At 67.0% G+C, this 11740-nt stretch carries 8 protein-coding genes; 4 read left to right on the top strand and 4 right to left on the bottom strand.

The features are described from left to right. Positions 1 to 2 precede the first annotated feature (2 nt). Together G4G71_RS16970 and G4G71_RS16975 are read left to right on the top strand one after the other, a co-directional pair. Positions 3 to 419 (top strand): DoxX family protein, encoded by a 417-nt coding sequence (locus G4G71_RS16970; protein ID WP_169939212.1) that lies wholly within the window; start codon positions 3 to 5, stop codon positions 417 to 419. After that, a complete protein-coding gene (locus G4G71_RS16975; RefSeq protein WP_169939213.1) occupies positions 416 to 1681 on the top strand; it encodes an OprD family porin in 1266 nt (421 codons plus the stop codon). The genes G4G71_RS16970 and G4G71_RS16975 overlap by 4 nt, the downstream gene beginning before the upstream one ends. A gap of 226 nt (positions 1682 to 1907) precedes the next feature. Here G4G71_RS16975 and G4G71_RS16980 read toward each other — a convergent pair whose 3' ends face one another. Continuing rightward, on the bottom strand, positions 1908 to 2819 hold the full coding sequence (locus G4G71_RS16980) for a LysR substrate-binding domain-containing protein (RefSeq protein WP_169939214.1): 912 nt from the start codon (positions 2817 to 2819) through the stop codon (positions 1908 to 1910). 217 nt (positions 2820 to 3036) lie between these two features. On the opposite strand from G4G71_RS16980, the gene G4G71_RS16985 reads away from it, so the two are divergent. Further along, positions 3037 to 3594: a helix-turn-helix transcriptional regulator gene (locus G4G71_RS16985; RefSeq protein ID WP_169939215.1), complete on the top strand. Its 558-nt coding sequence runs from the start codon at positions 3037 to 3039 to the stop codon at positions 3592 to 3594. 242 nt (positions 3595 to 3836) lie between these two features. Then, a complete protein-coding gene (locus G4G71_RS16990; protein ID WP_169939216.1) occupies positions 3837 to 6548 on the top strand; it encodes a cation-transporting P-type ATPase in 2712 nt (903 codons plus the stop codon). 596 nt (positions 6549 to 7144) lie between these two features. On the opposite strand, the gene G4G71_RS16995 is transcribed toward G4G71_RS16990, so the two are convergent. From G4G71_RS16995 to G4G71_RS17005, 3 genes are read right to left on the bottom strand one after another with little or no spacing between them, the layout of a single operon-like run. Continuing rightward, positions 7145 to 8335: a beta-barrel domain-containing protein gene (locus tag G4G71_RS16995; protein ID WP_169939217.1), complete on the bottom strand. Its 1191-nt coding sequence runs from the start codon at positions 8333 to 8335 to the stop codon at positions 7145 to 7147. Then, complete coding sequence (locus G4G71_RS17000; protein WP_169939218.1) at positions 8325 to 10484, bottom strand: type I secretion system permease/ATPase; 2160 nt, start codon at positions 10482 to 10484, stop codon at positions 8325 to 8327. The genes G4G71_RS16995 and G4G71_RS17000 overlap by 11 nt, the downstream gene beginning before the upstream one ends. Further along, entirely contained in the window at positions 10484 to 11728 is a 1245-nt protein-coding gene (locus tag G4G71_RS17005; RefSeq protein WP_169939219.1) for a TolC family protein, read from the bottom strand. Before G4G71_RS17005 ends, G4G71_RS17000 begins: the two co-directional genes overlap by 1 nt. Between the last annotated feature and the right edge of the window lie 12 nt (positions 11729 to 11740).

Genomic DNA, 11740 nt, shown 5'->3' on the forward strand with positions numbered 1-11740 from the left:
CCATGCCGACTCACGACCGCTCCGGCGCGCTAGCGCTTCTGTTCATGCGCGTTGCCGCCGCCCTGCTGCTGCTCCAGGTACACGGGCTGCCCAAGCTGCTGCACTGGCAAAGCGAGCTGCAGCGCATCGAAGACCCCTTCGGCCTCGGCGCTGCGCCAACCCTGGCGCTGGCGGTATTCGCCGAAGTGCTCTGCCCGATCCTGCTGATCCTCGGCGTGTTCGCCCGCCTCGCCTGCCTGCCGGTGGTCGCCGTGCTGCTGGTGGCACTGGTGTTCGTGCACCCGCAGTGGTCGCTGGAAGAAGGCCAGTTCGCCTGGTGGATGCTGATTCTCTTCGCCGGCCTGGCGATTGCCGGGCCGGGAAGCTATCGCCTCGCCCTGCCCCGCCCTGGCGCCCTCCACACGGAGCCCAGACCGTGAGAAACGCCCTGCTTCCCTGCGCCCTGGCGCTCGCCTGCGTTCCGGTCCATGCCGCCGACTGGTCGTTGCTGTCGCGCAATTACTTCCTCGACAACGACTACCGCAGCCCCGGCCCCAACGGCCAGAGCCTGCGCCGTGAATGGGCGCAGGGCTTCATCGGCAAGTTCAGCAGCGACGTCACGCCCGGCACTATTGGCCTGGGCGTCGATGCCCATGCCTTCCTCGGCCTGAAGCTCGATGGCGGGCGCGGCCACGCCGGCACCGGCCTGCTGCCGCTGGACAGCGACGGTCGCAGCGAGAGCGAGTACTCCGATGCCGGCGCCGCGCTGCGCCTGGTGCATGAAAACACCAGCCTGGCCTGGGGCGAGATGGAAGTGGAAACCCCGGTGTTCGACACCGGCGACAAGCGCCTGCAACCCGAATACGCCACCGGCTGGTTCCTCGACGACAGGAGCCTGCCGGGCCTGCGCCTGCAAGCCGGGCGCTTCACGGCCTTCAAGAACCAGGACTCCAGCTCCAGCCACGGCGAATTCGAAGGCTACGGCGCCAGCACCCGCTTCGGCGGCCTGAGCCTGGCCGGCGCCACCTGGAGCGCACCAAATGCGAACTGGGGAGGTGCACTCTATGCCAGCCAACTGGACGACGTCTGGCGCCAGGGCTACGCCAACCTCAATGGCCGTGTCGGTCGCTGGTCGGTGGACGCCAACCTGTACAAGACCGGCGACACCGGCAGCGCCCGCGCCGGTGACATCGACACCCTGGCCTGGAGCCTGCTGGGCAAGGTCGCCCTGGGCAGCCATGCATTGAGCCTCGCCTACCAGAAGATCAACGGCGACACGCCCTTCGACTTCGTCGGCGGCGACTCCATCTACCTCGCCAACTCCATCAAGTACGCCGACTTCAACGGCCCCGGCGAGCACTCCTGGCAGGCGCGCTACCAGTGGGATGGCGCCAGCGCCGGCGTTGCCGGCCTGACCCTTTCCGCACGCTACGTACGCGGCAGCGGCATCGACGGCACCCATGCGCCTTGTGGCGGCGCCTACAACCCCATGCAGGGCGGCACCTGCCAGCCTGCCTATGGCGACGGCGGCAAGCACTGGGAGCGCGACCTCGACGTTCGCTACGTGGTGCAATCCGGCCCGGCCAAGGACCTGGCGCTGAGCTTCGCCCAGGTCTCGCACCGCGCCAACGACGCCCAGGGCGGAGCGGACATCGACCGCATCTACGTGATCATCGAGTACCCGCTCAAGGGTGTGTTCTAGATCAGGCGGCCTCCGGACCTCCGTAGGGCGCATAACGCGCCAGCGTTATCCGCCGCAACCGAGCCGGCGGATAACCTGTTCCAGGTTATTCGCCCTACGTGACTGAGCCCCCTCCGGCGCCTCAACGAGCCTGTAGGAGCGAGGGGGACGCCTAGTCATTGCTCGCGAACCGACTCCCGCGTGAGGGTTGTTCGCGAGCAAGCTCGCTCCTACAAGGGCAAGCGATCTACTGCAGCGGCGCGCTCATGTATTCCACCATCCGCTCGCGCAACCAGCGCTCGGCCGGATCGTTGTCGTGGGCGGCACTCCAGACCATCGACAGCTCCGCCGGCTTGATTTCCAGCGGTGGATCTTCGGCGCGCAGGCAGCTGTCCTCCACCAGGGCGCAGGCGGCGTAGTCCGGCACGGTGGCGATCATCTCGGTGTTGCGCAGCAGCGCGCGCAGGCTGCCGAACTGCGGCACGGCAAGCACCACGCGACGGCGGCGCTCGATACGCTCAAGGTCGAGGTCGATGGCGCCGTTCAGGTCGCCGGAGAAGGACACCATCACGTGCGGCCGCGAGCAGTATTCGTCCAGGGTCAGCGAGCCGGGGCGGTCGTCGCCGCGCAGCACTTTCACGCCGATATCGCGCAGCTTGCGGCGCTTGGCGTTGGCCGGCAGGTCGGTGGTGTAGCTGACGCCAACGGTGATCTCGCCGGACGAGAGCAGCGCCGGCATCAGCAGGAAATTCGCCCGGCGCACCACCACCGTGACATTCGGCGCATCCTGCTGCAGCCGCGCCAGCAACGCGGGAAACAGGCCGAACTCGGCATCGTCGGAAAGGCCCAGGCGGAAGATATTGCAGCTGGTCTCGGGCTCGAAGGACTTGGCCCGGCTCACCGCCGCGGAGATCACATCCATCGCCGGGCGCAGCTCCTCGAAGATGTGCAGCGCCCGGCTGGTGGGCTCCATGGCGCGGCCGGCGCGCACCAGCAGCGGGTCGTCGAACAGGTCGCGCAGGCGCGCCAGGGCGGCGCTGACGGTGGACTGGGTGATGAACAGCTTCTCGCCGACGCGGGTGAGGTTCCGCTCCAGCATCAGGGATTCGAAGATCACCAGCAGGTTCATGTCCAGGCGGCGCAGGTCGTTACGGTTCATGGCTGGTCGCTCGGGGCTGTGGGAATGGGCATCTTGGCACAAGACGAGGGTCGCGCCAGTCGACCATGCCCCACGAGGTTTTTCTTGGACGGATGTGCTTGAAAGCGCTGCCTCCGGCGAATTCGATTGAGCATCGGATCACCTTGATTTACCTTGAATTTTTCATTTATTCAGACGGCTTTTGTCGCCACTGGAAGCCGACGAGAAGAGAGACATCATGCCCGCACCTGCCCACCAGGTAGCGACCATGCTCGCCCCCGCGACACACCGCCTGGTCCTGCAGCTCATGGAGCAACTGCAGTCCTCCGGCGAAGGGCTGCACGAAGCCAGCCAGCGCCTCTGCCGGCATCTGCTGGAGCACTACCGCATGCCGGAACCGTGCAACGACGCGCGCAGCGATGGCGAACGCCTCGCCCTCGCCCCCTGGCAGGAGCGCAAGGCCAAGCAGATCCTCGCCGGCTGCCTGCTCAGCCGCCTGTACATCGCCGATGTCGCCGAACAGTGCGGCATGTCGCGCAGCCACTTTTCCCGTGCGTTCAAGCAGGCCACCGGCCTCTCGCCGCGGGAATGGGCGCTGCGCCTGCGCATCGACCGCGCCCGCGAGCTGCTGGCCAGCGGCGACGCGCCGATTTCCCAGGTCGGCCAGGAATGCGGCTTCGCCGACCAGTCACACTTCTGCCGCAGCTTCCGCAAGCTCGTAGGCTGCACGCCGAACCGCTGGCGGCAAGCCAGCCGGGTCGGCGGAACGCGGGAACTGGAGCCACCGGCCACGTAGGAGCGGACTCCGTCCGCGATGGTTTGCCCCACTCCGGGACGGGTCGGAGCGATGCTGAGTCGATCGCAGACGGAGTCCGTTCCTACGCCAATCGCCACCTCTGATGACAATTCCTACGCTGTTCAGCAAAGGTTCAGCGAGGACCCGCCGAACCTTGAGATATGACAGGTCCGGCGCAATCCCCACCGTCTAGTCTGGGTGCAGTCCCACTTTCCCACCAGGCAGCAGCCGGGAGTCAGAGCATGACTGCACCGCAAACCACCGACCACAAACCGCAAGCCACCGACTGGTACCGCAAGAGCATCGAGCAGACCATGGCCGACCTGCAGACCAGCGCGGAAGGCCTTTCGCCAGACGACGCCGGCGCACGCCTGCTGCGCGTCGGTCCCAACGCGCTGCCGGCCAAGGACGTCGATCCCCTCTGGCTGCGTTTCGCCCGGCACTTCAACGACGTGCTGATCTACATCCTCCTGGCCGCCGCCGTGGCCACCGCGCTGATGGGCCACTGGACGGACACCATCGTCATCCTGCTGGTTGCGGTGATCAACGCCGGTATCGGCTTCTTCCAGGAGAACAAGGCGGAGAAATCCCTCGCCGCGCTGCGCGGCATGCTCAGCAGCACCGCCCACGTGGTGCGCAACGGCAAGAAGATCGAGATGGACGCCGCCCAGTTGGTACCCGGCGACATCGTCATCCTGCGCCCCGGCGACAAGATTCCCGCCGACGTGCGCCTGTTCGACGTGCACCACCTGCAGGTCGAGGAATCGATGCTCACCGGCGAATCCCTCACCGTCGGCAAGCAGGCCGGCGCGCTGGACAAGGAGGCGCTGCTGGCCGACCGCCTGAACCTCGGGTTCTCCGGCACCAACGTCAGCGCAGGCAACGCGCGCGGCGTGGTGATCGAGACCGGAGCGAACACCGAGCTGGGCCGCATCAACAAGCTGATCGCCAACGTCGATGAAAGCGAAACCCCGCTGCTGCGGCAGATCGCCGAGCTGGGCAAGCGCATCTTCCAGCTGATCGTCGGCATGATGGTGGTGCTCTTCATCATCGGCTTCTTCTGGCATGACTATCCGTTCGGCGAGCTGCTGCTGTCGCTGATCAGCCTGGCCGTGGCCTCGGTGCCCGAGGGCCTGCCGGCCATCGTCTCGATCATCCTGTCCCTGGGCGTGCAACGCATGGCGCAGAACAAGGCGATCATCCGCAAGCTGCCGACCGTGGAAACCCTGGGCGCCATGAGCGTGATCTGCTCGGACAAGACCGGCACCCTGACCATGAACGAGATGACCGCGAAGAGCGTGCTGCTCGCCAACGGTCTCTACAGCGTCGGGGGCCAGAGCTACGAGCCCAAGGGCCGTATCACCTTCGGCAGTACCAGCGATGAACTCGACTGCTCGCAACACGGCTCGCTGGAAGCCTTCATCCGCGCGGTGGACATCTGCAACGACAGCAGCCTGCAGCTCAATGAAGAAGGCCGCTGGGGCGTGGTCGGCGGGCCCACCGAGGGCGCGCTGAAGGTGCTGGCGCGCAAGGCGAACCTGCCGGAGGTCGAGTTCCAGAAGTTCGGCAAGATTCCCTTCGACTCCGCCTACAAGTACATGGCCCGCCGCTGCGACGTCGCCGGGCAGAGCCTGGTCTACCTCAAGGGCGCGCCGGACGTGCTGCTGCGCATGTGCAACCAGCAACTGGGCGCGAACGGCGCCGAGCCGCTGGACCGCGAGTACTGGGAGCGCGAGATGGGCTTCATCGCAGGCCAGGGCCTGCGCATGCTCGCCGCCGCCTACAAGCCGGTGCAGCCCGATGACGGCGTGATCGACCACGAGGATGTGCAGGACGGCATGATCTTCCTCGGCGTCGCCGGCCTGCTCGACCCGCCGCGCCCGGAGGCCATCGAGGCCATCGCCCTGTGCAAGCGCGCCGGCATTCAGGTGAAGATGATCACCGGCGACCACCCGGACACCGCCGTCGCCATCGCCGGCATGCTCGGCATGGGCAACGACCTGCGCGCCATGACCGGCCAGGAACTGGAGCAGGCCGATGATACGCAGCTGAAATCCCTCGCCCTGCAGTATTCGGTGTTCGCCCGCACCAGCCCCGAACACAAGCTGCGCCTGGTGCGCGCGCTGCAGGCCAACGAGGAAGTGGTCGGCATGACCGGCGACGGGGTCAACGACGCCCCGGCGCTGAAGCAGGCCGACGTCGGTATCGCCATGGGCATCAAGGGCACCGAGGTGACCAAGGAAGCCGCCGACATGGTGCTCACCGACGACAACTTCTCCACCATCGCCGGCGCCGTGCGCGAGGGCCGCCGGGTCTACGACAACCTGAAGAAGACCGTGCTGTTCATCCTGCCGACCAACATGGCCCAGGGCCTGCTGATCGTCATGGCGATCCTTGCCGGCGCGGTGATCCCGCTGGCGCCGCTGCAGATCCTCTGGATGAACATGGCGACCTCCACCACCCTGTCCTTCGCCCTGGCCTTCGAGCCCGGCGAGCCGGGGATGATGCGCCGGCCGCCGCGCAACGCGAAGGAGTCGATCCTCAACGGCTTCGCCGTCTGGCGGGTGCTCTACGTCGGCGGCCTGCTCACCGCCGCGGCCTTCCTGCTGGAAGCCTGGCTGGTCAGCAACGGCCACGATACCGACTACATCCGCACCATGATCCTGCACACGCTGGTCACCGCGCAGTGGGCGTACCTGTTCAACTGCCGCCTGCAGGAGGAGTTCTCGCTGAACTGGGCGCTGCTGCGCAATGGCGCGCTGCTCACGGTGACCCTGGCGCTGATCCTGCTGCAGTGTTTCGTGATCTACGTGCCCTTCATGCAGACCGCCTTCCATACCGTCGCCCTGCCCTTCAGCGGCTGGCTGATCTCGCTGGGCATCGGCATCGCGGTGTTCTTCGCGGTGGAGTTGGAGAAGCTGGTGATCCGCCGCTGGAAAGCCTCGCGCGGCTGAAACGGCGCGCGCAGGAGCGAGCCTGCTCGCGAACCACCCTGAGCCCCTCTGCCACAGAGGGGCTTTTCTTTGGGGCCGCGGCTGGAGCCTCGCTCGTGGGAGCGGACTCGGTTCGCGATGATTGCGCCCAGCTCCCTGGTCGATTGGATCGGTGTTGGGTCGATCGCGGACGGAGTCCGCTCCTGCGCTCGGCCGTGCATCTGTAGGAGCGAGCTTGTTCGCGAACGAGTTTCCCGGTGACTCCGGCGCTGGGCGGTTCGCGAGCAAGCTCGCTCCTGCAGGAAGAGCCAGAGTGGCGGGTGCGAGGATCGATCGGCCGCCGTAGGAGCGAGCCCAGCGGCAAGCCCCGCCCGGATACCATGGCCGGCGGGCTCGCCCCTACAGTGCCACGCCTTGCCCTCCCCAGGTCCCCGGCCCTTTCCTGTCGCGGAAAGGAGGCGCACGCCGGGTGTTCCGATTGCTGCCAATAACCAGACTTGCGTAGGAGCGGACTCTGTCCGCGATCGACTCATCCCCGCTCCGACCAAACCCGACGCAGGGCGAAACCATCGCGGACAGAGCCCGCTCCTACCTGGGCGATCCGTGCCCGATAGCCGCTACATCAACCGCGCCTTCAGCAACGGCCGCAGCAGGTAGTTGAGCACGCTGCGCTTGCCGCTGAGGATGTCCACCTCGGCGACCATGCCGGGAATGATCGGCAAGACCTCGCCATTGCGCTTGAGCTGGCTGCCATCGGTCTTGATCAGCACCTGGTAGTAGTACTCCTTGCCGTGCACGGTATCTTCTTCGATCGTGTCGGCGCTGATCTGTTCCAGGGTGCCCTTGAGATCGCCGTAGATGCTGTAGTCATAGGCGGTGATCTTCACCTTGGCCGGCATGCCCGGCACCAGGAAGGCCACGTCACGCGGCTTGACCTTGGCTTCCACCAGCAGCCGCTCTTCCACCGGGATCACTTCCATGATCGGCTCGCCCGGCTGCACTACGCCGCCGCGGGTGCTGATCAGCACAGTGTTCACCCGCCCGCGCACCGGCGAGAGGATTTCCGTGCGGCGCAACTGGTCCTTGCGTTGCTGGACGATGGGTTCAATCTGCGCCAGCTGGGCCTTCTTCTCCTGGCGTTCGGTGTAGGCGTCCTGGAAGTAGCTGTTCTTCAGCTCGGTGAGCTTGCCACTCAGGGTGGCGATGTCCTGGCTCAGTTTGAGTGCTTCCATCTGGCTCACCGCGCGGCGCTCCACCAACGGTTGCACCAGCGCCAGCTGGCTCTGCGCCAGGCGGATCTGTTTCTGCAGCGAGCGGGAGTTCTCCTCCAGCTTGTCGCGGCGCGACTTGAACAGCTCACGTTCGGAGCGTGCCACCGGGCCGTCGGCAGGCATGCCATCGGGGAAGACGATGTGGTCCTGGCCCATCACCTCGGCGTCCAGCCGGGCGATCGCAGCGCCGAGCACCTCGGCCTGGTTGGCCGCCTCCTGCCAGGAGGTCTCGAAGTGCGTGCGGTCCAGGCGTACCAGCGGCTGGCCGACCTGCACCAACTCGCCCTCCTGCACCAGCAGGCGATCGAGGATGCCGCCCTCCAGGCTCTGGATCTTCTGCATGCGGCTGAAGGGCACCACGCGGCCGTCACCGCGGGTCACTTCGTCCAGCTCGGCCCAGGCCGCCCAGGCAATGGCGGCGATCAGGCTCAGCAACAGAGCCCAGAGCAACGGCCGCGATACCGGGTGGCTGGCGGCCAGCAACGGGTCCTGCAGCTCTCGGCGCAGGCGTTCGGCGGCGCGGGATTCACTGGCCATGGACGGCTCCTTCCTGTCCGGGGATATGCACGGTGCGGTCCTTGACGATCTGGTCCAGGGTGCCATCCATGACCACCTTGCCCTGGCTGAGCACCACGGCGCGGGTCGCCACGGCGAGCATGGTCTTCTTGTGTGTGGTCATCACCAGCGTGCGACCTTCCAGCCAGCGCTGCAGGTAGCCGATGACGTGCAGTTCGGTGCTCTGGTCGAAGCTCGCGGTGGGCTCGTCGAGCAGCACCACGGGCGGGTCCTGCAACAGCACCCGGGCCAGACCCACGGCCTGGCGCTGGCCGCCTGAGAGGCTGCCGTTGCCCAGCAGCGGCAGGTCCAGCCCCAGCGGATGGGAGCGGATGAAATCGCCCAGGCCGACACCGTCCAGCGCCTCGAACATTTCCTCGTCGCTGATTGCGGCGCCCTCCAGGTTGAGGTTGTCGCGCAAGGTGCCGTAGAACAGCGCCACATCCTGCGGCAGATAGCCGACGTGGCGGCGCCGGTCGGATGGATCGATCTGCGCAATGGCCACATCGTCCAGCAGCAGGCGGCCGGAGTCCGCGTCGTAGAGCCCGGCCAGCAGGCGCAGGAGGGTGGACTTGCCCGCACCGTTGCCGCCCAGCAGCGCGATGCGTTCGCCGGGGCGGATTTCCAGTGCGGCGATGTCCACCGCCGGCGGGTTCTCGCCGTGGGCCAGCTTGAGGGCTTCCAGGCGGTAGTGCCCGGCCAGGCGCTCCTTGCGCACGAAACGCTTGTCCTGCGGGCGCTCCATCGGTGCCTGCATCAACTGGTCGAGCCCTTCCATGGCCACCCTGGTGTGCTGCCAGCGGCCTAGGATGCCGGCAGCCTGGGAGAGCGGCGCCACTGCGCGGGACGCCAGGATCGAACAGGCCACCAGCGCCCCGACGCTCAGCTCGCCCGCACTGATGCGGTACACGCCCAATACCACGACGCCCACGTAGCACAGCTGCTGCACGATGCTTGCGCCGTAGGACAGCGCCGTGGTCAGCGTATGGGTGCGCATGGCGTTGCCGGCCAGTTGCGCGGTGAGCGTTTCCCAGAGGTGCAGGCAACGGCCTTCGGCACGGGTGGCCTTGACCGATTCGAGGTTCTCGATGGATTCGAGGAGGATGCCGTTCTTCACCGCGCCCTCGCGCAGGTTCTCCCGCGACAACCGCGCCAGCAGGCCCTGGCAGAACAGCCCCGGTAACAGCATCAGCAGTGCCGCCACTGCCGGCACCCAGACCAGGTGTCCGCCGATCAGCGCGATGATCAGCAGGAACAACAGCACGAAAGGCAGGTCGCTGATCATCGCCGCGCTGGAAGCAGTGAAGAACTCGCGCACACCCTCGAACTCTCGCACCTGCGTGCTGAACGCCCCCACCGAACCGGGCTTGGCGGCCAGCCGGGTATTCAGCACGCGCTCGAACAGCAGGGTCGAGAGCTGCAGGTCGATGCGCTTGCCCATGGTGGTCAGCAGGTGGCCGCGCAGGGCGCGGATCACCCCCTCCAGCACGATCGCCAGGCCCACGCCGGTGGCGAGGATCCACAGCGTGTCCATGGCCGCGTTGGGTACCACGCGGTCATACACCTGCATGGCGAAGAGCGCCGAAGCAATCGCCAGCAGGTTCGCCATCATCGCCGCCATGGCCACTTCGAAATAGGAGCGCCATAGCCTCCGCAGCGGGCCGAAGAACCAGTGGTCCGGCTCGCGCCTGGCAAAATCGCCGACGCGCCCGTCCGCGCGATAGCGGCACTTGGCGAAGATCGCCACGCCGCTGTAGCGATGCTGCAACTCGGCCAGGGCTATCCGCTCGACCCCGCCATCGCTGTGCGGCACCAGTACGCTCGCGGTTTCGCCATCAAGCTCGCAGAGCACCAGGGTGCCGCCGTCCTCCAGGAGCAGCAGCGCCGGGAGCAGGTAGCTGTCCATTTTCGCCAGGGCCAGGCGCTCGACCCGCGCGATGATGTCCGCCCGGCGCAGCGCTCGGGGTACGAAACGCAGCGGCAGATGCCCCTGGTGCAGCGGCATGCCCTCCCCCAGTTCGGCCACGCCCAGCGGCCTGCCCAGCTGGTGACAGAGCAGCGAAAGCCCCTGGCGTAGCGGATCGGCTTCGGCCTCGTGTTGCGCCAGCAGTACCACGTTATCGGCGTTCATCAGGATGCTCCCGGAGCCAGGTGGTTTTCCAGCAGCGGCCCGAGCAGGCCGATCTGCGCGGCGGCGCGATACTCCACGCGCTTGCGCTCGAAGCGCAGGTTGGCGAGCTGGCGCTCGGCCTCGAAGCGCTCGCGCTGCACGTTGAGCAGGTCGATCACGTCGCGCCGGCCGACCTCGAACTGGTCGCGGTAGACACCGCTGACCTGGTCCGACTCGTGCACCTGCTGCACCAGTGAATCCTGCCGCCAGCGCAGAGTGTCGTCGGTGTCGAACAGGGTCAGCAGCTTGCGCTTGATGTCGCGCTGCATCGCGTCACGCGTCCAGCGGGTGGACTCCAGGTGCTGCTGGGCGGCGGTGGGCCGGCGGAAGTTGGAGAGGCCTTCGAAGGTGTCCATGCGCAGGCGCAGCGAGACCACCGAGTCGTTCTCCAGGTGCCCGCCGATCTCCCGGCGCAGGGAAGACGCCTCAAGGTTCACCTGCGGCAACAGCGAGGCCTTGCTTTCGCGCAGCTTGGCTTCGGCCACCTCGGCATCTTCGGCGGCCTTGCGGTACAGCGGGCTGTCGACAATCAGCCGGTTCATGTCGGTGCCGACCAGGTAGCGTTGCATGGACAGTGGCTCCGGTTCGGCGAGATCGGCCGGCGGCCTGCCGACCAGCACCTCGTACTGGTTGCGGGCGTCCTGCAGGGCGCCCTTCTCCAGGGACAACTGCTCCTGCGCGCGGGACAGTTCCAGATTGGCGCGATCCAGCTCGCTGCGGTCGGAGTAGCCGTCGCCGCCACGTGCCCGGGTCATCTCGCGGATGTCGCCCAGGCGCTGGATATGCTCGCGCACCGTGTCGATCCGGGCCTGGGCCGCGAGCACATCGAGGTAGGTCTCGACTATGTCCAGCGCCGCATCCTCGCGGCTCACCAGCGCACTCTCGTCGAGCTGGCGGTGGGTGGCCCTGGCGCTGTCCACCTTGCTCTTCATCCTGCCCCAGTCGTAGAGCATCTGGGACGCGGTGAGGTCGTAGACCACCTCGCCGAAGTCGAACTCGTTGGGCCCGCCGGACATGCTCACCTGCGGGTAATAGCCGCCCTTGCTGATCTCCACATCGGTCTTGCCGCGCTCCGCTTCGGCCACTGCGGCGCGGACTTCGGGATGGATGGCGAGGCCGGCGCGCACGGCCTCTTCCAGTGTCTGCCCCTGGCCTGCCGCGCTCGCCAGCAGCAGGCCATACAACCAGGCGTTGCGTAATGTCATGCAGTACTTTCC

The sequence above is a fragment of the Pseudomonas multiresinivorans genome, from assembly GCF_012971725.1.
Classification (GTDB): domain Bacteria; phylum Pseudomonadota; class Gammaproteobacteria; order Pseudomonadales; family Pseudomonadaceae; genus Pseudomonas; species Pseudomonas multiresinivorans.

Coding starts and splice junctions, on each gene's coding strand:
- G4G71_RS16970 (WP_169939212.1), top strand. CDS start 3: ATGCCGACTCACGACCGCTCCGGCGCGCTAGCGCTTCTGTTCATGCGC.
- G4G71_RS16980 (WP_169939214.1), bottom strand. CDS start 2,819: ATGAACCGTAACGACCTGCGCCGCCTGGACATGAACCTGCTGGTGATC.
- G4G71_RS16985 (WP_169939215.1), top strand. CDS start 3,037: ATGCCCGCACCTGCCCACCAGGTAGCGACCATGCTCGCCCCCGCGACA.
- G4G71_RS16990 (WP_169939216.1), top strand. CDS start 3,837: ATGACTGCACCGCAAACCACCGACCACAAACCGCAAGCCACCGACTGG.
- G4G71_RS16995 (WP_169939217.1), bottom strand. CDS start 8,335: ATGGCCAGTGAATCCCGCGCCGCCGAACGCCTGCGCCGAGAGCTGCAG.
- G4G71_RS17000 (WP_169939218.1), bottom strand. CDS start 10,484: ATGAACGCCGATAACGTGGTACTGCTGGCGCAACACGAGGCCGAAGCC.
- G4G71_RS17005 (WP_169939219.1), bottom strand. CDS start 11,728: ATGACATTACGCAACGCCTGGTTGTATGGCCTGCTGCTGGCGAGCGCG.